This is a genomic window from Moorena sp. SIO1G6 (assembly GCF_010672795.1).
Classification (GTDB): Bacteria; Cyanobacteriota; Cyanobacteriia; order Cyanobacteriales; family Coleofasciculaceae; genus Moorena; species Moorena producens.
Genome location: NZ_JAAHFZ010000008.1, coordinates 14684 through 36471 on the forward strand (window position 1 = coordinate 14684; position 21788 = coordinate 36471).

The window sequence follows — 21788 nt, forward strand, 5'->3', positions numbered from 1 at the left end:
ACAACCATCGGTTTTAAAGTAATTGTTTTGAATCTTCTCATATTTAATATCCCATAAGAACACTGAAATTATAATGAAACTTGCTGAGTATTACAACCTAGAGTTTAGACCAGGGTAATCCCATTGAGTTTGGTATAAATTGCACTTGACAAAGAGCGGCTTATAAAGTTCAAAAGTGTTTCTGCTGTCAAGGTTGTCTCTCAAAAGTGCAAGCAGTTAACCTAAGAATGAGCTAAGAAAAGTATTTCAAGGGCAGTGATCATGTCAAAAGGTTTTGGAAAACCTATTCTGCTTTCTAAAGCAAGAACGAGAGGCATTGATTCTCAGAGCTAATTTGTAAAGTAAATATTAAGAAGCCTGAAAGCGTTGCTATGATTGTCTTATGGTTATTAAATAGTTCAAATGTACTATATTGATGCAAGCCTTATCCTACAAGGATTACAGCGAGTTTACAAATCAGCTCTCAAAAAGAGTGTTCTCAAACATTTTCAGGATCTTCAAGATCCCAGAGTGGGTCGCCGTAAAGATCATCCTAGGCGTGTCAATGGTCACAATTGCGGTTTTAGCAGTGCTCTGTTGGTGCAGATGGGTTTGTTGGGATCGAGACCTATGGTAAGGCTAAGCAAGAGTGGCTAGAGACGTTTTTAGAATTACCGATACTTTTTGGCGAGAAGCGTACGCTAGCTCTGGGTCACATCTACCATTGAATCTGACACTAGTGAATATGACACTCGGTTAAGGGCGACAATTACTAACCAAGATTGCTGCTCACAGGGTAAACCAGGTGGGCGGTAGTAATGATCAAAAATCTCAAATCCTGCTTGTTCAACACAGTGAGCCAAGCTTTGATATTCCCAACCTACAACATAGCGATAGCCGGTTGGACGAACACTATAACCCTCATGATCACCACGAATCATTGACATAACTATGGCACCATTGGTAACAAGCGATCCCTTTAAGTCCTTAAGTACCCTAACCATCGAAGCACGGGGAATATGAATCAGGGATGCATTGGCAAAGATCCCATCAAAGCTCTTTGGTGGCAGCTTGAGGTTCAGAAACGATTGCTGCCAAACCTCGCATCCTGAAACCTGTTGCGCCATGTTCACAAATGCTGGTGTAGCATCGAGACCAATTACTTGATGACCTTGGTCTTTAAAGGCAACCAAGTCTCTACCAGGACCACAACCTAAATCCAGAATCTTGCCTGGATTACGGGGCATAGCATCCACCAAGGCGTTGCGATTTTGAGAGACATCGTGATTCCACGTGCCTTCCCGGAAAGATTCTGCTGTTGCTTGATACTCAGCAATTGTTACTATTTCGTGATCTTCCACAATAGTTCAAGCTGGTGATACTCAACCAAATTCTACTATCTAGCTAATAACTGGATAATAAACTCAGCCGCAGTGATATAAATTCGTTGTGGTGGTTGCTCACCTCTAGGCACCTGAACCCACCAGCCTTGGCACTGACCAGGGGATCGCCACAAGTCCAAATGGCCTATTGCGGGTGTTGCATAGAAACTGTCTTCCCCTGCCCCCAATAGCGCTGAACTCCAGTGGGTAAAGTAATCGTGACTAATCCGGTGGATGGGAAAATTGCCATACAGAGGGACACCCCAGCCATCAATAGCAATCAATGCTTGGATGTTTCCTCCCAGTAGCTGCCAACCCCAAGCGGCTGCGATCGCACCCACTACCCCAGCACTGAAACCGATCAAGACTATGGGAGTTTTCACCAAACCAATGTGACGTTGCAAGAACTCTAAAATATGAATAGCTGAATAAGCTGGGTAGTCCTGAGCTGGAAAAATTAAGATTTTCTCAGTCCAGGAACTTGATAGATCCAAACTTGCTAAAAAATCCTGGGTCAGTTGGGGCTCATGGATACCGGGGCAAATAATTAAGTAGGGGGACATGAGTGAACTACCCCGACTTACTTCGTTGAAGTCGGGGCTTCCAGCTTCACGGAAGAATGCCTTAACTTGGACGGGCGTCCACGTCTTGGTCTTACTTCTTCTCCACTGGCGTTGACCTCCCCCGTCCCAGAGGAGGATAGCATTCTGATCCCTTCTGCTCTAATATTCTTTGCCGCATTACCATCTCTGTCGTGGTGAGTTCCACAACTTGGACAAGTCCAAGCCCTGACATCCAGTGGCAACTCCTTGATTCGGTAATGACAATTAGAGCAGGTTTTGGAACTAGGAAACCATCGGTTTATTTCAACTAATACCTTTCCTTCTTTTTCGCACTTATAAGACAGGAAGTTTACAAAGGTTCCCCAACCCAGATCAGATATTGCTTTAGCTAATTTATGGTTACGTTCGCGTAGCGTGCGCGTAGCGCATACCATGCCCTTGACATTTAGGTTCTCGACTACCACCACTTGGTTGTTGTCAACTATCTTTCTAGATAGTTTATGCAGGTAGTCTTGGCGGACATTTCCAATCCGTTCGTATACCTTGGCTACAATCTTTCTGGCCTTTTTGCGTCCATTGCTGCCTTTTTTCTTTCGGGCAGCGATACGCTGTTTTTTAGTCAGTTTCTTTTCGGACTTGGCTAAGTGCTTTGGATTCCCAAACTTGGAAGTTTTTTCGCCATCGTAGGTAATAGCAAAATCCTTAATACCCAAATCAATTCCGATCACATTTCCTTTTGTGGAAGGCTGCAAATCATCCGGCTCATATTCCATTAACACAGAAGCATAATATTTTCCAGATGGAGTCTTGCTAACGGTTACAGTTTTCATTTCTCCATCTAGTGGTCGATGGATTATTGCTTTGATAATGCCTAATCTTCCAGGGAACTTCAAGTAGTTGCCAACTTGTTTTACGTTCTGGGGATACTGAATTGATTGGCGATGATGATATGATTTGAACCTAGGATATTCAGCCCTACCCTCAAAGAAATTTTGATATGCACGACTAAGATTGAGACTCACGGATTGCAAAACCTGAGAGTAACAATCTTTTAGCCATTCAGTCTCTTTTTGTTTTTTGAGCTTTGGCAACATAGAGTTGAGTGCAGATTGTTTTAGCCCCTTGCCAGTTTCTTTGTAGGTTTCTATGCACTGATTCAAAGCATAGTTCCACCACCAACGAGCGCATCCAAAATGCTGAGCTAACACTTGAATTTGCTCTTGTGTGGGATAAATTCTAACTTTGACGGCTTTATGTTTCATTGCACTCAAACTTGTTGGAGATGAAACCTTAGAATAAAGAAGCCTTTATGGTTAGTCGGCTATGCATAAAAGGGTTAAATCTTTGTGATTAAGGCTTCTTTATTCTTACGGTAACTTCAAACTCGACCATGCTTAATATTATATGTATTTCACAGTAAGGTGTCAAGGGATAAAATAAATTTTCTGTCTCGCTATCCATCCTAGAGACGCGCGCCTTAGTAGAGTGGAGCCTTAATCAAACAGTTTTAACCCTTTTTCCCATAGCCGACCAACCATAAAGGCTCCACTCTACTTACGGTAACTTCAACACCCTGGAAGAGGGTGGGGAATTCCGCGAGTTTTGTTAAACGCTAAAGAGGCAAAGAAGGGAAATCAGCTGGATGTGCAAGACAGTTAAGATGAAGAAATGACTATTGAGAAATGACTATTGACTAATGATCAATTGTCCCAAATGCCATCAACCTATCAATAGGAAGGTGATTACCTGTCCCCATTGTGGAGCAATCCTGAAAGCCTATGGTCATCCGGGGATTACCTTACACCAAACCACAGGAGATACCCCCTTGTGTGAAACCTGTACCTATCATGCTGATGATACCTGCACCTTTCCCCAACGTCCCTATGCTAAGCAGTGTACCCTTTACGAGGATAGTTCCGAAAGTACCTCAGAGCCTGAGCAGATTTATAATCCCCAGCGTGGCTTACTTGAATCCGTCAGGCTTTGGGGTCAAAGGAACCCAGCCTTACTAGGTCTATTGGTATTAATCGCTGCTAGCTTTTTGCTAGCCCTGATGGCCACTAGTTAAAGTCAACTAGTACTCCGTCAAAATTGAATTGACGTAAGCATTCAGCTATCAGCGTGTCGCGTATCAGCTTATGGGCTATGGGCACGCTACTTGAGGTGCTTTTGAATAAAAGAGGTAAGGGACTTGCGTGTAAAAAAAATACCAATTAAAGTAGGGTGGGCAAAGTAATATTATTTAGAATAATCAAAAGAAACAAACTGTTTTTGCCCACCCTACAAGCTAGTACTCCGTCAAAATTGAATTCACTAGACATGATAGTACTAAGCGCTACGAAATTGACAGATTACTAGTAGCGGGTGAGTCGGTTGGTATGGTCTGTGAGGTGTCTACTTGCAAATGTTCTTTAACCGTAATTTTTTGTTCTTCACACACCTCTAAATCAAACCAGAATGTTGTCCCAACTCCCACTTCACTGACTAAGTTTACTCGGCTATGATGTCTTTCGATAATGTTTCTGACAATTGAAAGCCCCAATCCCGTCCCTTCCAGGGTATGAACTCGGTTTTCTACCCGGAAAAATCGGTCAAAAATCGCCTGTTGGTCTTCTGGAGCAATGCCAATTCCCGTATCCGAGATTTCAATTCGCACCCTGTCTTTTCCTTCTTTGGTATTGAGTTCGGGTTCTAATTGATAAGCACGAATTACCACTCGTCCACCAGACTCAGTGAATTTCAAAGAGTTGCCCACTAAATTAGCCAAGACTTGGAGCAACAAATCGTAGTGACCCATAACTGGTGGTAAATCTGGTTCAATCTCCTGAGCCAGTTCAATAGTTTGGTCACGAGCGTTGAGCTGATAAGTGCGCAGGGTTTGCTCTATAGGTCGAACAATGTCAAAGGGTTCAAGTTGATAAATTCGACAAGATTCCAGCCGTGATAAATCTAGGACATCGTTAACTAGACGGGTGAGTCGGTCAGTTTCCCGATTAGCCGTGTCAAGAAACTCCTTGCGCTTAGCTTCGCTAAGTTTTTCGTCGTAGTCGTGGAGGGTTTCGATAAATGATTTAATGTTAAATAGAGGTGTTCTGAGTTCGTGGGAAACATTGCTGATGAAATTGCTTTTTGCCTGATTAAGTTCCACCTCACGGGTGATATCCTGAACAGTGATAGCAATTCCCTTAATATTTTCCCGGTATTGGTTGAGTACCTTACTTAGGAGAATGCGAACGGTGCGAGAGACCGGTTTGGTCAGAGTAATACGAAACTCTTCACCTTCGCGGGATTCCCGTTCTGTTTCTGTCTGTTTCTCCGCTGTAGCCATTTGATACAGCGGTCGTGTTAGTTCCATTGTGACCACATCAGGGAGATGGTATAGGACATTTTTACCGACAATGTCTTGCTCCTCCCAACCAAAAATCCGCCGTGCTGTCGGGTTGACTAACATTACCTGAAAATTGGTATCAATCAGTACAGCACCATCGGCAATTGTGGAAACTAGAGTCTCTAACTTAGCTTTTTCTGCGGTAAGTTCTTCAATATTTTGCTCCTCATAGCGTTCTAAACGCTCTGCCATGTCATTGAAGCTAGACACCAATTCCCTCAGTTCTACTCCCAAAGGCATCTCAATCCGCTGCTTGAAATTACCAGCAGCAATATTTCTCACCCCTACTAGTAGTTCTTTAATGGGCTTAGTGATAGTCAAGGCGTTCCCCACTGCACCTAAAATCACCATCACCCAGATCGAGATAAACACAGCAATGGTAACATTTCTTGTTAAATTGGAAGAAACCACCACCGTAGGGTTAGGGTTAATGCCCACAGCCAAAACCCCTAAGTATTTGTTTTCGTCAATTAAGGGAACAAACACATCAGTGACTTGACCATCAGGAGTCAGGTGCTGCCGTGCCATGGGCTGATCAGAGTTTTTGGCGTAGCCCTCGGGTAGCTCAATCCGACGCTTAATGGTTAAAGAATTCTTTACTTCTGCTGCGGAGAAAGGAATACCAAAGATTATTTCCCCATCCTCGTCAGCATAGATAATGTAACGCACACTGGAGGTGCTAGTGTAGAAGCGGCTGGAAAAGCGAGCTAGTTCGTCGAAATTATTTGCCGCAACATGAGGTTCAACGTTGGCAGCCAGCAAGAGACCGAGATCACGACCAAAGCGAGTGTCGTTCATCCTAGCATCCTGCTGAATCGTATTCACCGCCCAGAAGGTCAAGCCACTCATGAGCAATGAGACAACCAGAGTGGCTGCTGCCATTAGCTTGGTCTGGAGGGTAAACTCCGACCACCAATGCCTGATAATGTCGATAAGGGTTTTTAGCAAAGCTAGCAAGGTCAGTTCAACTCTCTCAACAGGGAAGACAACAACACTCTTTCCAAAGGTAGATGCTTTGATTTTGGCAAAGTATCTACTTTTGGCTATCCTCCAATTATAAGGCCAGAAAACCTGACCTCTTGATGGGAAAATAAAGATGATAGTAAGCTATCAGCTATCAGCTATCAGCTATCAGCTATCAGCCATTGTCCTTAGGCCACCCTAAGCGAACAGTTTATGAGGAAAGTCACAGGTTATAAGCCTGTGCCACGCTACTGTTCACGCAGCGTGCGCGTAGCGCAATCGGTACTTTTAGGTGCGACCCGTGGCGAATTTAATTCTTAATGGTAAGAGCGCACCTTTGAATAAAATAAGCTGACGGCTGACGCCTGACTGCTGAATGCTTACAGATGATAGGTGTTAGGTGTTAGGTCATAGGTCATAGGTGTCGGGTTTTAGGACATCAAGCCTAATCCTAACCCAAGCAATATGATGCTTAATGCTTCACTATTAAAGTTTTAAACTTCATTAATAAAGCATAATTTAATTATTTTGATGCATAAACACTTAATTATGCTGCTTTAATACTCAATTAGTTGGCAAGATTACACTTAACACCATTTGCCTCAAGCCTGATGCCTAACACCTATCACCTCATGACTCTTCTTGCCCAGATAGGACAAAATCCCAAGACCTAAGCCCACACTGCTAGCAGTCACTAACCAAAAACCACTGGTAAATTCTGGAGATTGATCCAATGCCCAACCTCCTAAAGACGGTCCAATAAAGTAACCTACTGCCCAACACTGAGATTCAAGGGAAAAGTAAACTCCTCGCAACGATTGTGGAGCTAAATCCCCCACCAAAGAAGAGGCAGAAGGGAGATAAATTACCTTAGCAAAAGCTAATAGTAACAAAGCACAAAGTGCTGGAATAACTGCCAACTTAGAAACAACTCCTGTGAGCCAAACTAACACAAATCCTCCACACCACAGTAGTAAAGAAACCATCAGAACATTGGTGCGTTGAAACTGGTTTAGAAAGCGGGCAACAGGTAGTTGAAAAATGGCACCAAAGGCGACATGCCAGAAGAAAATAAGACTAATCGTTTCTGGAGCTAATCCGGTTTCTGTTCCTCCTCCTGGAACAAAATTGGCAAAATAGAGGGGCATAATGCTATTGAGTTGAGCATCATAGGTAGTGAAGAGAGTATTCCCTAGTAACCAAATCATCAAAAAGCGATCGCTTAGTGCTTGTTTCCAGGATTGGGTAGGGGATTGAGGCACCTCTTGAACGTTATTTGTTTCTGCGATCGCTAAATAAATGACAACGAAGAAAATCACATAAAAAATACTTTTGAGCACAAATAAAGTACGGTAACTGCCAGAAGCAGCAATTAACTGCCCTGCCCCAATAACTCCCAATCCTAGTCCTAAGCTATCAGCTAAACGAGTAACTGAAAAGGCTTCATTACGCTGAACAGGAGTGGTTAGATCGGTGACAACTGCCTCAGTAGGCGGCCAATATAGACCAATCCCTAAACCCATCAGTAAGTTAGCAATAACCAGAGTTGGGAAATTATAGGTAAACGCTAAACAAAGACTTGCTAGAGCAGAAACAGCTGCCGAGAGTAGCAAAGTTTTCTTGCGTCCCCAAAACTTGGAATCAGCCAAAGTCCCTGAAATCAAGCGTCCTAATACTCCAGAAATTGAAGAACTCCCTAGAGCCATCCCAACTTGGGTGGCGGATAAACCAATCTGATTAACAAAAAAAATCGAGGCATAAACTAAAGTAAACCCTTGACCGATGTGCAATAACAATCGACCGGTTGCCAGAATCCAAATCTCCTGCCTTAATGCTGGGAGCAAAGATAATAATTTATTGAGCAATTTCGGTAAGGTTAAAAGGTTGAGGGGTTGAGCCATTGAGCAGCATTTACAATTCTTTACATCTAAGTAAATAGTATAGGGTAATCGCAATAATTAATCAGGAAGCATTATGTTAACGACTATTGATCAAGACGTGCAATAGTGCTGATAATCAAGGCTTAATAGGGTCATAACTGCCAACCTTAAGATTCTATTGTGACAGTTGACAGGGTGGAATGTGGTATCTAGCAAGGTTCCGGCTCTTTAGTGGACAATAGTAACTACCTGTATCCTAAATCAGCCCCCCTTGCATTCCTATTTAACTAGGAATATTGCTTATGTCATCGCCACGGGAGGGTTCTATCACTATTGCCCTCAAGACCAATACTTCTCAGTCTAAACTGTTAGAAGCTTTAGCCCTATGGCAAGAGTTAGGTTTACTTTCTGAGACTAGCATCGACATCATATTTAAAACTAAAGCATCCCATCCCGCTCTTTTAGAGGGATTAGATGCTTGGTTACGTTTGGGTTTGCTTCAGGAAACCTTTGTTAAACGGTTGTGTCGAGAACATCTTACCTGTGCTTTACCAGAACCTAGTGTAACTCCAAAGGTTTCTGCTTTATCAGTCGCGAAACCAGCGCCTCAACTAGTGTCACCTTTAGCTAGTAATGACTTTGCACCGGAGACACCCAAACCTAAGAAACCCAACTGGATTGCTCAAATGTGGCAATCCCTTCAAGCAGAATTCAGTGTCCGCTGGTTGCTGTTTCTGGGTATGTTTATGGTGGTGGTATCCTCTGGGGTACTGGCTGCTAGTCAATGGGACAATTTCCCAGCTGCTGGACAGTATGGAGTATTGCTGGCCTATACCTTGAGCTTTTGGGGGATTAGTGCTTGGACAACGAAACAAGGGAATTTACCGTTAACAGCCCAAACCTTGCGAGTTGTCAGTCTGTTGCTGATCCCAGTCAATTTTTGGGCAATGGATGGCTTTGGCTTGTGGCGTCATCCCTTAAATTGGCTAGTGGTAGCAGTGGCGACAGTAGCACTAAGTGCGATAGTACTAAGTTCGATACTCTTAGGTCGCGGCTACGGGAACGGATTTTTACGATTACGACAACAACAATCATTCCCCTTACCGATTATTAATTATTTAGGTCTGAGTTACCTAAACTGGGGTTGGGGTATCCCTGGATTTCCCATAGGAGCAGTTTATTTGGGCATCGGTAGCACCATCGCTACCTTATATATAGAATCCAGAAAGAAAAATTCAGCGATTATTTTTGATGTTGCTGGCTTCCGCATCTTAGTTTATGGCATCGGCATCCTGCTATTTAGAGCAATTTTTGTCATAGGTGTCGATATTGAACAACTGGGGTTAGCGATTGGGATGTGTGGTTGGTTTCTCTACTGGCTATACCAAAAGCCTCAGGCACCATCTCTCCCGGTCTCCCCGTCTCCCCGTCTCCCTATGATTTGGTTAGGGGGTAGCTTGCTGGTGGTGGGTTGGTTAGTTTGTGTAGCAGCTGAGTTTCCTTGGCAAGCCATGATTGTCAGTGGGCTGGGGGTCTGGTTATTTGTCAATCGTTTACTAAAATTTTGGCGACGTTCCGATTTAGCCGCCATGTTAGCCATTGGTTTACAGATGGTTTGGCTTTCATGGCGATTGATTCCCCCATCAATACAAACCTGGCTACTGGAAACAGCAACTACGTTAACCCATTCCCAAGAAACTCCCTATGTATTGTTGAGTTTAGTACTGTTTCCCTATCTGGTTTTAATTGTTGGGTTAGCAGATTGGTTATATCAGCGCAAAAAACATGATCTGGCAGAATTTGCAGAAGTCATTGCTCTAGGAATAGGAGTTAATCTGACTACTCTGTGTTTTTCCAATCCCCTATTACTCACGATTAATGGTATTAATTCTGCTATAACTTTAGGGATTGTGACTCAGCGACGGGATAGGTTAGGGATTAAGCCTCATCTGCGCTTAAGGGTCTACCTAACCCACAGTACTGCGATCGCAACCGTTATCAGTGCCATTAACTATCTTTTTCCCAACCTACATCTAGGGGGCTTTTCAGCAATTTTATTAGCCCTGATGGTAGCAGAATGGAGCTTGAGTTTAAAGATGCCCGCTACTTCTGACTATGTCAAGATCTGGCGAGAGAGTGCTTGGCACTTAGGTTTAAGTTTAGCTGGTCTGAGTTATCTATTATTGTGTGTCAACTATAGTGCCTACGACATTAACCCAGATAGTTACCTGAGAGCATGGGGTCTGTTGTGGCTAATCACTCCATTATCTCTGACTGGATTAGCACGTGGTTATCGCAGTTGGCAACCCCCTCAAGACAAGTTTGTAATCCAGTTGAGTGTAGTTGCTGTCATCTTATCCCAATTGCTGATCCTAGGAATACCAGGAATGCGGTTAATCAGTTTAGCGTCCGCTACAGCACTGATGTTGGTTAACACCCGCTATTTAAAGCAATTAACATCAGCAGCAATTACCGTAGGATGCGGCATCAGCTTAATCGGATTCTTGCTTTGGGATGGCATCCCTAGCTTTCCCCAACCGTCCGGACAAGATTGGTGGGTTGTTGGAGCGATCGCTATTTTAACCTTATGGTTATCGCGAAGCTGGTTACTTCGTGTTAGCAAGATACAGGATAACCAATCACAATTTAAAACTTCAAATCAACAAACCAACCTTCAAAAAGCCAACCTTCAACAAACTAACCTTCAACAAACTAACCTTCAACAAACTAACCTTCAACAAACTAACCTTCAACAAACTAACCTCCCAAAACTGTATGCACAAGCAATGGATGGGTGGGCGATCGCACTGTTTATTTTTCAGCTAATTCTGCTGACTTGTTATTCTCTGATAGTCTACATTGGGTTTGGGTCACCAACATGGTTTATGCTCATTGTAAATGCAGTGACCTTAGGAGCGATCGCGTATCGCAGTTTTCCTTATCCATCCAACTGGGCTATTTATGGGATGGGTTGGAGTGTGGAACTGTTAACTACAGAAGCCCTGGGCTTATTAGACCATCCACTGATCAATTTAGCCGTTGCCAATACAGTATTAGGACTAATTGCTCAACTTTTAGGAGATTGGTGGCGACGCCGATCTAATCTCGACAAAATACCTAGTAGCTGGCATATTATTCCCCTACTATACGGTAGCTTAGGACCGGTCTTAAGTTGGGGAAGCTTTACCAATTGGACTGGTTTATACTCTTTTGCCCTAGCAACAATTGCCATTGGGGTAGGGCGTCGCCTTGCAGAATTTAAACCTCTAATTTACCTTGCGCTATTTGGGGTATCGGTTTCTGCCTATCAACTGTTATTTTATCAATTATCTCAGTTAGGAGGAGGAGCAAAAGGGGATGGATTGATTATAATGGCAGTGCTTGGGACTAGTATCATGTACGCCTATCGGGTATTGTCTCCTTGGCTGAAAGGATATCTACATTTTACCCCCAAAGAACTAAAGGTTATTTCCCATCTCCATTGGGTATGGAGTAGTTGTTTGTTAATAGCAGCAACAACTGAGTCGATTGAATCCGGGATGATGCTGGGATTTAGTACTGGCGCGTTTTTAGTTATCTATGCTATTTCTCAAGGACGGAATCGCTCCAATCGCCAGCTTGGAGAAATCTGGGTTTATTTAGGTTTTGCTGAAGCATGGGGGATGCGGCTGTATTGGATAAATACCCCTGTGGCGCGTCTGTTATCCGGACCATTAGTGCCTTGGAAAGGTGCGATCGCATCCTTAGTCGCTTACTTTCTGTATTTCCTACCTTGGGAAAATTGGGGTTGGTCAAAACGTCCTTGGCAAATCGCTGCTTTCTTAATCCCCTTGATTGCCATTGCAGAAAATCCCTATAGCGGTAATTTAGCTAGTTTGGTGATTATCGCAGCTTTCTATATTATTCTCGCTATTGTTAATCAGCAAATTCGGTTTACCTTTATCAGTGTAGTAGTAATTGACTGGATGTTGCTCCGTTGGTTTGGACAACTACACTTAACTGCTGCTCTTTGGTATGTTCTCCCCTTGAGTTTATCCTTACTCTATATTGCCCAAGTCGATCCCTATCTAAGTGAACCCCCCCAAAAACAAATACGTCACAATCTCCGGTTAATCGGGACTAGTATTATTTGTTTAGTTTCCTTTTGGACTGCTCAATGGCTTGGGTTATTAACTGGGGGAATTAGTGTAGTGCTAATTTTTGCTGGATTAGCGATGAAAGTAAGAGCATTTCTTTATGTTGGGACTGGAACATTTTTAATTAATGCGATCTACCAACTACTGATTTTTAGCTTTGATTATCCATTTTCTAAATGGGTGGTAGCGCTGTTTGTGGGAATTGGGTTTATCTGGATTGCCGCTACCTTTGAAACTCGCCGTGATCAGATTACAGCTTGGATGAATCAATTCCAAAGTTGGGAATAGGTTTAATTGAAGCTATCAGCTATCAGCTATCAGCTATCAGCTATCAGCTATCAGCTATCAGCTTTAGTCCCAATCTTGCATTTCCAAATAGATCATAAAAACCAATGCTGATTGATCGTAAACCAAACAATCTTCCCATCAAGACAATGCTAAATAGGGAGACAGCAATGCTATCTCCCTATGTAAAACTAGGATTTAAAACAATGGTTTAAAAAACTCTAGTTAGGCATCATTTAAAGCAGCAATTCCAGGTAAAACCTTGCCTTCGAGTAACTCAAGGCTGGCACCACCACCGGTGGAAATGTGGCTCATTTGGTCAGCAACACCAACTTTTTCCACGGCAGCTACTGAGTCACCACCACCAATGATGGTAGATGCACCTGTCTTGGTCAGCTCAGCCATAGAGTTTGCGATCGCTTCTGTCCCCTTAGCGAACTGATCAAACTCAAACACTCCCATCGGACCATTCCAGATTACAGTTTTGCAATCTGCCAAAGCGTCCTGAAACACCTTCACAGAATCTGGACCAATATCCAAACCCATCCAGCCATCGGGAATAGCTTCAATACTGACAGTCTGGGAATTAGCATCAGGGGCAAAATTATCTGCGATGACCACATCGGTGGGCAACAGCAATTCTACACCGCGCTCTTTTGCCTTAGCTTCTAAAGATTTCGCCAAATCCAGCTTATCGTCTTCCACCAGGGACTTACCCACACTCATACCACGGGCCTTGTAGAAGGTAAAAATCATCCCACCGCCAATTAGCAGTTTATCGACCTTCTCCAGTAGAGTATCAATCACCCCAATCTTACTGGACACCTTAGAGCCGCCAATAATTGCAGCTAGAGGCTTTTCAGGATTTTCTACAGCGTTTTGTAAATACTGCAGTTCCTTCTCAATCAAGTAGCCAGCTACAGAAGGACTCAGGTAATGGGTGACTCCCTCAGTAGAGGCATGAGCCCGGTGGGCTGTGCCAAAAGCATCATTGACATACAAATCAGCAAGGGATGCCAACTGTTTGGTGAATTCTGGGTCATTCTTTTCCTCTCCAGCGTGGAAGCGGAGATTTTCCAGTAAAGCCACCTGACCATTTTCCAAAGCACCAACTTGGGCAGCCACCTCGTCTCCAACACAGTCTTTACACATGGTCACCGGTTGACCCAGAAGTTCTGAAAGACGCTCAGCAACGGGGGTTAGACGCAAGCTTTCCTTCACTTGTCCCTTGGGTCGTCCCAAGTGGCTACACAGGATTACCTTTGCCCCTTTCTTAAGTAAATCTTGAACAGTGGGTAAAGCAGCACGAATGCGAGTATCATCGGTGATGGAGCCATTGTCATCCAGGGGTACATTCAGGTCTGCTCTGACCAATACCGTTTTTCCGGCTAAATCTGATTCACTTAAATTGGCTACACTTTTCTTGGACACAGTATTAATCTCCTAATTGCTATTGCCTGCTAATCCCTGACTATCAGCCGTCTTGCCGGATGATTTGACCTCAGAGAGTTCGCTGTACATTAACTGGTAAATCACCAGCTGAATGACCAGGACAAAAGGTATTCTTTTGTTAAGACCGTTCACATTTTACCGGAGTCCGGATCCTGGAGGAAATCTGTGATATGTTCAATACCGTTGTATTTCCCATTGACTCAAGTCGAGAAAGCCGTGAAGCTGCTGAGGTTGTTGGGAACATAGTGCAAAAGTACGGCAGCAATCTATATCTGCTGTCAGTGGTTGAAAAACCTGACCCTGGCCAGGCTACAGCAGCTGCTCACGATGCAATGAAATCCCCTGAAGTAGTAACAGAACTGCTTAACGGTGCCAAAGCACTATTTGCTCAGCAAGGCATTGAAGCCAAAACCCTGGAGCGGGAAGGAAAGCCTGCCTTCGTGATCTGCGATGTGGCTGACGAAATTGGGGCAAATTTAATTGTGATGGTCTCTCGGGGGCCAGGCTTGACAGAGGAAGGTATACCTAATAGCGTGGCCGATCGAGTGATTAATTTGTCCCCTTGCCCAGTTTTGATTGTTCCCTAATTTGTGATTAGTCATTGGTCTAATAAAATTGCTTGCTTGCTAATTGTCAATTGTCAATGGTCAATTTTCAATTAACCCATGACTAATGACCAATGACTAATGACTAATGACTAATGACCAATGACTAATGACTAATGACAATCCAGTGGTATCCCGGACACATTGCCAAAGCTGAGCGAGAACTCAAAGAACAGTTGAAGCGAGTGGATGTGGTATTAGAGGTGCGGGATGCTCGGATTCCCCTATCTACCCATCATCCTCAAACCGACCAGTGGGTGGGTAATAAAACTCGGGTGTTAGTGATCAACCGGGTGGATATGATTGATCCAAGGATGCGCCAACTTTGGGAATCGTGGTTTCAACAGCAAGGGGATATCCCCTATTTCACTAATGCTCAACAGGGTAAGGGTATCCGAGCTGTGGCTAAAGCAGCCCAGACAGCTGGGGAGGAAATCAATCGACGTAGGCGCTCACGGGGAATGCGACCTCGTCCTGTCCGAGCTGTGGTGATTGGATTTCCCAATGTCGGTAAATCTGCTTTAATTAATCGACTTTTGGGACGTCGTGTGGTAGAGAGTGCTCGTCGTCCCGGTGTGACACGCCAATTGCGTTGGATACGTATTTCTGACCAACTTGAACTACTTGATGCTCCTGGTGTTATTCCTGCCAAGTTAAACAATCAGCAGCAGGCGCTCAAGTTAGCTATCTGTGATGACATTGGTGAAGCATCTTACGACAACCAACGGGTAGCAACAGCACTGGTTGCATTCCTGAAAGATTTAGATAAGATGAAGGAGTACACTCTTTTATTAAAGTCTTCTTTAGAAAAGCGGTACCAACTAGACCCAAACCCATTGACCGCTGAAGATTACTTACATGGTTTAGCCGACTATCGCTATCAGGGAAACATCGAACGTACAGCGCGGCAACTATTGGGGGATTTTCGTAAGGGTTTACTCGGAGCAATTGCATTGGAAGTACCACCAGAAGTACTACCCTAAGTACCACCAATGTAATTGCTTAGCATCTACAGCATCTACACAAGTACAATTACAAGCGCGATTCTACTAGTGAGTACTAGCTAGTGAGCGTCGCACAGAGCGAGTAGCACAGCGGGAGTCGTAGAGCGCGAGCCTAAGTTCCCTGTGGATATCTTTTTCTATAAATCTGATGATTATAGTCTGATTGAACCAATATTGTCAATATTTATTGAAAAATCAAGATCAGAACTTAAGCCAGGAAGGGACTTGAGGAGCTAACCCTAACTTAAGACAGATGACTTGAGCTAATTAGCGTAACCAACTTCAGTAATATTGCCGAGGGAAAAGTTTTTCAATCAGTCCTATAATCAATATTGAGCACCGAAACAGCTGATGCAGGGCTTACGCAAGAACTCTACAGGTGGTGTTAACAGTTACCCTTTAACCCATACAGGTAGTGTGTCGATGGCTGAATTGCGTAAGCTCTGTTTACCTGTATTAATATATACTGCTATAAGCATCAATATTTCTTAACAAGAGTTTGTATTTGTTTAAATTTGAAGGTTGAAGGTTGAAGGTTGAAGGTTGAAGGTTGAAGGTTGAAGGTTGAAGGTTGAAGGTTGAAGGTTGAAATTTGAAGGTTGAAGGTTGAAATTTGAAGGTTGAAGGTTGAAGGTTGAAGGTTGAAGGTTGAAGGTTGAAATTTGAAGGTTGAAGGTTGAAGGTTGAAGGTTGAAATTTGAAGGTTGAAGGTTGAAGGTTGAAGGTTGAAGGTTGAAGGTTGAAATTTGAAGGTTGAAGGTTGAAGGTTGAAATTTGAAGGTTGAAGGTTGAAGGTTGAAGGTTGAAGGTTGAAGGTTGAAGGTTGAAGGTTGAAGGTTGAAGGTTGTCTTGATTAGGCTTCTTGTCAATGTATTGTCTTGATGCAAAGCGCGAGTGGGGGAAACCCTCTCATTAAGGCGCTGCATTGCTTTCGTGATAGTGTTTTTCTCAATTATTCTGTGCTGATCGGAAGTTCCCGGATCTGAAGTTACCGACAAATGCGGCAAAGTCTATTGTGCCATTTGTTCCAAAATTATCCTAAAATCAGCCAAGATACCAGGCAAATTCTCTGGATTCAGCACAGGGACATGAACAAAGATACAAGAAGTATTGAGGTGATGCTCTCCAAGATACTTCAACACTTCGTAATAGAGTCCTTCGCAGACAAATTTACCAGCATCATGGCTAATCTCACATCCACTCAAGGCAGCTACTAGTTGCTCTAAGTTCACTGGGGTTTGAAGGCAGGCATCTTCACGAGTAGCACAGGATTCCACAGTTAATTTGTGCCGCTTACTCGCCATTCCACAACAAATAATCCCATCGGGTTGTATTTGATCAATTGTGGCAATTACCTGAGCACTAGCTTCGGCAATATCGACGGGCAACTGTCTTAGAAAAGTCAGGGAAGCAGATAAATCATTGGTTTGAGCAATTTTCCCTAATAAATCATCAGAGGAGTTAGATACCTGATCGGGTAACCAGGTTTGAAAGGATGTCAAGAGGATTTTTTTGTTCATCCAACAGAACCAATTAGAATAAAAAGAGCTTCAATAGTTCAATGTAAGGGAAAGCAGGTTAATGCCAGTAATTGCGGTTGTAGACTACGACATGGGGAACCTGCACTCTGCCTGTAAAGGGTTACAGAAAGCTGGTGCAACTACCAAAGTGACAGATTTAGCAGCAGATATAGAACAGGCGGATGCGGTGGTACTACCGGGAGTGGGGGCGTTTGACCCAGCGATACAACATTTGCGATCGCGTAACCTGGAGCAACCGATTAAACAAGCCATTGCCAGCGGTAAACCCTTTTTAGGTATTTGTCTAGGTTTACAAATTCTGTTTGAGGCAAGTGAAGAAGGCACAGAACCTGGATTAGGGATTGTGCCTGGGACAGTGCGGCGCTTTCGTCGAGAACCAAGTATTACGATTCCCCATATGGGTTGGAACCAGCTAGAGTTTACTCAACCGGATTGTACCCTTTGGCAGCATTTATCAGGCAATCCGCGAGTCTATTTTGTCCATTCTTATTATGTTGACCCAGTTGACCCTATGATTCGAGCCGCAACTACTACTCATGGGAGTCAAACCGTGACGGCTGCGATCGCTTACAATAATGTCGTAGCAGTACAGTTTCACCCGGAAAAGTCTTCTACTACAGGACTGCAAATTTTGTCTAATTTCGTGGCTCAGGTCAAGAGTTACTGCCATGATCGTACACTTGTCACCAAAGCCTGAAAATTATTCTTATTCTAAAATTATGCTACTACTACTGATGTAATCAGCACGCTCCCCACTGTCCTGTGTTTGGATGAGAATTTACGGCAATCGCCAACTGAAAACTTTGCCAGGACAAATTACCCGCCCGACACCAGCACGGGTGCGGGAGGCAGTATTTAATATTTGGCAAGGCAGTGTAGGGAATTGCCGATGGCTGGATTTATGTGCTGGTAGTGGTTCAATGGGGGCTGAGGCTCTGTGTCGGGGAGCTGCTTTGGTGGTAGGGATTGACAAATGGGCAAAAGCTTGTTCAATTATTCGTCAGAACTGGCAACAGATGGCTCAGCCGCAGCAAGAATTTCGGGTGTTGCAAGGGGATGTGGTCAGGCGATTGAAAACCTTGGCTCCTCAGCAGTTTGACCACATTTATTTTGACCCCCCCTACGCTAGTGATTTGTACCAGCCAGTGTTAGATGCGATCGCTCAATACCAGCTCCTCGACACCCATGGTGAGTTAGCTGTTGAGCATAGCTCTAACTACTGGCAACCAAAACCAATCCCCAATTTAGAAATTTGTCGCCAGAAGGTCTATGGCAATACTGCCTTGACCTTCTATTGCCCATTGGTTTAGGTCAGGGGTTTGGTAATGGTCAGTGGTTGATCAGCTCTGGGAAGGAAAAACTAACCCCCAAGTTGATTACCCCGTTGGTATTGCATATAGGCAGCAAAAAACAGTCCCAATAGAGTAACAGGTATTAAGCCAAGGACAATCCCAACAAGCAACGGTTCTACCACACTAAGTCTCCTAATTAAGTTTTTTTACCTGTTTCTCATATTACTAGCTCTGATCAACCTTAGGGTGCTGCTGGTGGTGAAACAGTTATTTATCAACCATCCTGAGTTCCATGGGTTGAGATTGCTCAGTCACACTCAGGAGGTTCTGACCTCATGACCTAAGCCCTGACTTGGGTTGAATACTTTTACCTATATCCCAGCTTATATACCAAAATGTATACCATCGATCTATTCCGCTAGTATCAGGTATATGGTTAAGACATAGTGTAGCATATAATACAAATACACGACAAGATCTTGATTAATGACTCCATAAATTTTAAGCTATGTTTATAAACAAAAATAATACTTAGTCTAAGTATTTACTTATCATTGCTTAACACAACTTAATCAATGGTTCAGTTTTATCGAGATTACAAGCGCTTTATTGATAGTCAACTTGACAGGAGACCCATTGGAAAACCAGCTTGTCCAACCTAGAGTTCTAGTGCGGCGAGTCACCTTGATAGTACTAGTCGCTTTGCTTGCTATAAGTCTTAGCCTGATCGGAATTCCCATGATGCAGGATTGGGATCCTTATGTACAAAAGGTTTTGTCCCTCAACGGTGATCCAGTCCGAGGTGATGCCATTTTTCAAATCAACTGTGCCGGGTGTCATGGAGCCAAAGGGGATGGTCATGTAGGACCAAGTCTAGTGAGTATCTCTAAGAGAAAGTCTGACGTGAGTCTGATTCAGCAAGTGATTAGTGGTAGAACACCACCAATGCCTAAGTTTCAACCTCAAACTAGAGATATGGCAGACCTGTTGAGTTACCTGGAACAATTGTAACTAAAGGTTGAAGGTTGAAGGTTGAAGGTTGAAGGTTGAAGGTTGAAGGTTGAAGGTTGAAGGTTGAAGGTTGAAGGTTGAAGGTTAAAGGTTAAAGGTTAAAGGTTAAAGGTTAAAGGTTAAAGGTTAAAGGTTAAAGGTTAAAGGTTAAAGGTTAAAGGTTAAAGGTTAAAGGTTGAAGGTTGAAGGTTAAAGGTTGAAGGTTGAAGGTTGAAGGTTAAAGGTTGAAAGTTAAAGGTTAAAGGTTAAAGGTTAAAGGTTAAAGGTTAAAGGTTAAAGGTTAAAGGTTAAAGGTTGAAGGTTGAAGGTTGAAGGTTGAAGGTTGAAGGTTGAAGGTTGAAGGTTGAATAAAAAATATGCCAGTTAACTGTTGCTTGACTTATAGCATTTTTGGCGTTGCTAATTGATTTTTGATTTAGCGATCACTAACTTGAAGTTATACCTGAATTCAGCAACGCCCATCGCTTTTGCTATCAATTAAGTTTCACATCTCAAATTCGAATTATATATTATAGCTAGTCAACGGATAGCTAGTCAACGGGGTGCAACTTGTTTTCCTTCCTGAATTTGCTCAGTGGGATGCAAGATGACTATTTCTCCTTCTCGAAGTCCTTGTTGAATCACTGCTTCAAGATTACTGCGCTGACTAATTATAATCTGACGTTTCTTCGCTTGGTTGTTTTCCACCACAAACGTACACCAAGTCTGGAAGTTGGAGCGCTGGATACTCCCTTGATGATCTGAAAATTGGTTACTTCCCTGTGTTCCCCCTGTTGCAGACACGGACAAATCATCCCTATTTTGTGCAATCGGGTCCAAGGAGCTATTTTGTTGTGAGTCGCAGCGGAAAATGGCACTTAAGGGAACGACTAGCACATCTGAGCTTTCCCAAACTACAATCCGTGTTTCTACTCGGTAGCGATCACCTAAAGGAATTGGGGAATCTACAAAATTAGCGATCGCATTCACTCGCTGTTCTTCTACCCCAAGAGCTGAAATTTTGGTAAAACCTGAGGGTTCGACGTACTTCACCTGAGCGTTTAGGGTGCGCTCTCCCCCCCAATGTTCAATGAACATTTTTGCTCCTGGCTTGACTTTGACCGCATCAGTAGAAAGCAAATCAACGACAATCTCTAGGTCGGCAGGATTTCCTAGTTCCAACAGGGGAGTTCCGGCTTCTACATATCGAGCACTTTCTTCTAGGACTCGTAGGACATAACCATCAATTGGGGAATGAATTTCGGCACGGGCTGCTTCATCGGCTAGCTTGGCAAGTTCAGCTTGAACACTGGCAATGCGAGCATTGTAGACATCAAGTAAATAGTCAGGGTCTCTCTGTTCGGCTTGGAGAATGGCACGGGCTTCTTTGGCTGCTACTACTTCAGCGGCCACACTGTCCACTTCCCGTCGTGCTGCTTCTAATTCCCTCTGGCGGGTAGTTTCTAACAATTGAGCTGTTTCGAGGTCTTTACGAGAGATTGCGCCATCAATGTATAACTGTTGGGAGCGTTGGCGATCGCGTTTTGCTTGCTCTAGTGCTGCTAATGCTTGCTGGACCCGAGCTTGAGCTTCTTGCTGTTGGGCTGCTGCTGACCGGATCCGGGCTTGAGCCTGGAATAAAGCTTCTGGTTTTGGTCGCTTGGTTGCTACCCCATCACGCTCTGCTTGCCATTGCCTTAGCCGTGCTTGAGCTTCTCGGACGTCTGCATCTAGAGGAAGGCGGTCAATTTGGGCAATTATTGCCCCTTGTTTAATTTTATCTCCTTCATCTAGTTTAATCCTCGCCAGCCGACCGGCAACAGGAGCTGAAACTACGAAGCGGGAGCGGATACGGGTCTTTCCCTCTCCATCCACTGTTACTTGCAAACTACTGCGTTTAACTTCGGCTAGATCAACCCGAATCGGTGCAGGACGAAATGCTAGGACAACTACTGTGATGATGCCAACTCCAACCATAAGGTAAGTTAGCCGTTGAGGAAGGTGCTTCATGAAGTGTCTAAAATCGCGGAATTGATTTTGCGATCGCAACAGTATTTAATTACTACTATTTAATTACTACTATTTAATTACTGCTATTACTTTTTTACTGTTCCATAGCTTGTGTTAGTTACGGGTGCATCTCCTAAAAGCTGTTTGACCTGATGGTGCGTTACGGGGCGGGCTGTTTCAACCAGGAACGAAGAGGCGGAAAATCAGGGCTAGCCCGCCCCTAACGCACCCTACGCAACATTTCTAAAAGTGAGATGCACCCTTAGTTACAACATGCAAACTAAGCTGAATACAAAGGAATCAGCAGGCTCCGCACTG

The 21788-nt window shown here is 43.7% G+C and carries 17 protein-coding genes; 7 read left to right on the forward strand and 10 right to left on the reverse strand.

What is annotated here, in order from left to right; genetic code table 11:
• Positions 1-680 precede the first annotated feature (680 nt).
• Genes F6K63_RS09370 through F6K63_RS09380 form a run of 3 tightly spaced genes read right to left on the reverse strand, consistent with a single transcriptional unit; the run spans position 681 to position 3186 of the window.
• The gene (locus F6K63_RS09370) at positions 681-1340 is read right to left on the reverse strand and encodes a class I SAM-dependent methyltransferase (RefSeq protein ID WP_287311836.1); all 660 of its coding nucleotides are present in this window, start codon (positions 1338-1340) and stop codon (positions 681-683) included.
• A 35-nt stretch (positions 1341-1375) separates the two neighbouring features.
• Entirely contained in the window at positions 1376-1924 is a 549-nt protein-coding gene (locus F6K63_RS09375; RefSeq protein ID WP_287311839.1) for a hypothetical protein, read from the reverse strand.
• A 17-nt stretch (positions 1925-1941) separates the two neighbouring features.
• Complete coding sequence (locus F6K63_RS09380) at positions 1942-3186, reverse strand: RNA-guided endonuclease InsQ/TnpB family protein (protein WP_008189604.1); 1245 nt, start codon at positions 3184-3186, stop codon at positions 1942-1944.
• A 434-nt stretch (positions 3187-3620) separates the two neighbouring features.
• Between F6K63_RS09380 and F6K63_RS09385 the strand changes: the two genes are divergently transcribed.
• Positions 3621-3992, forward strand: coding sequence for a zinc ribbon domain-containing protein (locus tag F6K63_RS09385; RefSeq protein ID WP_287267581.1), 372 nt, complete (start codon positions 3621-3623; stop codon positions 3990-3992).
• A 267-nt stretch (positions 3993-4259) separates the two neighbouring features.
• On the opposite strand, the gene nblS is transcribed toward F6K63_RS09385, so the two are convergent.
• Positions 4260-6269, reverse strand: coding sequence for a two-component system sensor histidine kinase NblS (gene nblS / locus F6K63_RS09390; protein ID WP_287311841.1), 2010 nt, complete (start codon positions 6267-6269; stop codon positions 4260-4262).
• Positions 6270-6877: 608 nt separating this feature from the next.
• Positions 6878-8176, reverse strand: coding sequence for an MFS transporter (locus F6K63_RS09395; RefSeq protein ID WP_287267579.1), 1299 nt, complete (start codon positions 8174-8176; stop codon positions 6878-6880).
• Positions 8177-8457: 281 nt separating this feature from the next.
• Between F6K63_RS09395 and F6K63_RS09400 the strand changes: the two genes are divergently transcribed.
• Positions 8458-12579: a pentapeptide repeat-containing protein gene (locus F6K63_RS09400; RefSeq protein ID WP_287311843.1), complete on the forward strand. Its 4122-nt coding sequence runs from the start codon at positions 8458-8460 to the stop codon at positions 12577-12579.
• 222 nt (positions 12580-12801) lie between these two features.
• On the opposite strand, the gene F6K63_RS09405 is transcribed toward F6K63_RS09400, so the two are convergent.
• Positions 12802-14007 carry a phosphoglycerate kinase gene (locus tag F6K63_RS09405; protein ID WP_287252959.1) on the reverse strand — a complete coding sequence of 402 codons (1206 nt, stop codon included), beginning with the start codon at positions 14005-14007 and terminating at the stop codon, positions 12802-12804.
• A 191-nt stretch (positions 14008-14198) separates the two neighbouring features.
• Here F6K63_RS09405 and F6K63_RS09410 point away from each other — a divergent pair, with 191 nt between their 5' ends.
• Positions 14199-14615 carry a universal stress protein gene (locus F6K63_RS09410; protein WP_287252960.1) on the forward strand — a complete coding sequence of 139 codons (417 nt, stop codon included), beginning with the start codon at positions 14199-14201 and terminating at the stop codon, positions 14613-14615.
• A gap of 134 nt (positions 14616-14749) precedes the next feature.
• Complete coding sequence (ylqF, locus tag F6K63_RS09415; protein ID WP_287252962.1) at positions 14750-15616, forward strand: ribosome biogenesis GTPase YlqF; 867 nt, start codon at positions 14750-14752, stop codon at positions 15614-15616.
• 530 nt (positions 15617-16146) lie between these two features.
• On the opposite strand, the gene F6K63_RS09420 is transcribed toward ylqF, so the two are convergent.
• Both F6K63_RS09420 and F6K63_RS09425 read right to left on the reverse strand, forming a co-directional pair.
• Positions 16147-16563 carry a hypothetical protein gene (locus tag F6K63_RS09420; RefSeq protein WP_287311845.1) on the reverse strand — a complete coding sequence of 139 codons (417 nt, stop codon included), beginning with the start codon at positions 16561-16563 and terminating at the stop codon, positions 16147-16149.
• 84 nt (positions 16564-16647) lie between these two features.
• Entirely contained in the window at positions 16648-17157 is a 510-nt protein-coding gene (locus tag F6K63_RS09425) for a pyroglutamyl-peptidase I family protein (RefSeq protein ID WP_287311847.1), read from the reverse strand.
• 61 nt (positions 17158-17218) lie between these two features.
• Between F6K63_RS09425 and hisH the strand changes: the two genes are divergently transcribed.
• A complete protein-coding gene (gene hisH, locus F6K63_RS09430) occupies positions 17219-17875 on the forward strand; it encodes an imidazole glycerol phosphate synthase subunit HisH (RefSeq protein ID WP_008189584.1) in 657 nt (218 codons plus the stop codon).
• Between the two features lie 73 nt (positions 17876-17948).
• Positions 17949-18488, forward strand: coding sequence for a 16S rRNA (guanine(966)-N(2))-methyltransferase RsmD (gene rsmD / locus F6K63_RS09435; RefSeq protein WP_008189583.1), 540 nt, complete (start codon positions 17949-17951; stop codon positions 18486-18488).
• A gap of 50 nt (positions 18489-18538) precedes the next feature.
• On the opposite strand, the gene petG is transcribed toward rsmD, so the two are convergent.
• Complete coding sequence (petG, locus tag F6K63_RS09440) at positions 18539-18652, reverse strand: cytochrome b6-f complex subunit V (protein ID WP_070395274.1); 114 nt, start codon at positions 18650-18652, stop codon at positions 18539-18541.
• 454 nt (positions 18653-19106) lie between these two features.
• Between petG and F6K63_RS09445 the strand changes: the two genes are divergently transcribed.
• Positions 19107-19481, forward strand: coding sequence for a c-type cytochrome (locus F6K63_RS09445; protein WP_044495179.1), 375 nt, complete (start codon positions 19107-19109; stop codon positions 19479-19481).
• A gap of 534 nt (positions 19482-20015) precedes the next feature.
• Here the strand turns inward: F6K63_RS09445 and F6K63_RS09450 are convergent.
• Positions 20016-21470, reverse strand: a complete 1455-nt coding sequence (locus F6K63_RS09450; RefSeq protein WP_287311849.1) for an efflux RND transporter periplasmic adaptor subunit — start codon at positions 21468-21470, stop codon at positions 20016-20018.
• Positions 21471-21788: the final 318 nt, after the last annotated feature.

Coding starts and splice junctions, on each gene's coding strand:
- F6K63_RS09375 (WP_287311839.1), bottom strand. CDS start 1,924: ATGTCCCCCTACTTAATTATTTGCCCCGGTATCCATGAGCCCCAACTG.
- F6K63_RS09380 (WP_008189604.1), bottom strand. CDS start 3,186: ATGAAACATAAAGCCGTCAAAGTTAGAATTTATCCCACACAAGAGCAA.
- F6K63_RS09385 (WP_287267581.1), top strand. CDS start 3,621: ATGATCAATTGTCCCAAATGCCATCAACCTATCAATAGGAAGGTGATT.
- F6K63_RS09395 (WP_287267579.1), bottom strand. CDS start 8,176: ATGGCTCAACCCCTCAACCTTTTAACCTTACCGAAATTGCTCAATAAA.
- F6K63_RS09400 (WP_287311843.1), top strand. CDS start 8,458: ATGTCATCGCCACGGGAGGGTTCTATCACTATTGCCCTCAAGACCAAT.
- F6K63_RS09410 (WP_287252960.1), top strand. CDS start 14,199: ATGTTCAATACCGTTGTATTTCCCATTGACTCAAGTCGAGAAAGCCGT.
- ylqF (WP_287252962.1), top strand. CDS start 14,750: ATGACAATCCAGTGGTATCCCGGACACATTGCCAAAGCTGAGCGAGAA.
- F6K63_RS09420 (WP_287311845.1), bottom strand. CDS start 16,563: ATGCAGCGCCTTAATGAGAGGGTTTCCCCCACTCGCGCTTTGCATCAA.
- F6K63_RS09425 (WP_287311847.1), bottom strand. CDS start 17,157: ATGAACAAAAAAATCCTCTTGACATCCTTTCAAACCTGGTTACCCGAT.
- hisH (WP_008189584.1), top strand. CDS start 17,219: ATGCCAGTAATTGCGGTTGTAGACTACGACATGGGGAACCTGCACTCT.
- rsmD (WP_008189583.1), top strand. CDS start 17,949: ATGAGAATTTACGGCAATCGCCAACTGAAAACTTTGCCAGGACAAATT.
- F6K63_RS09450 (WP_287311849.1), bottom strand. CDS start 21,470: ATGAAGCACCTTCCTCAACGGCTAACTTACCTTATGGTTGGAGTTGGC.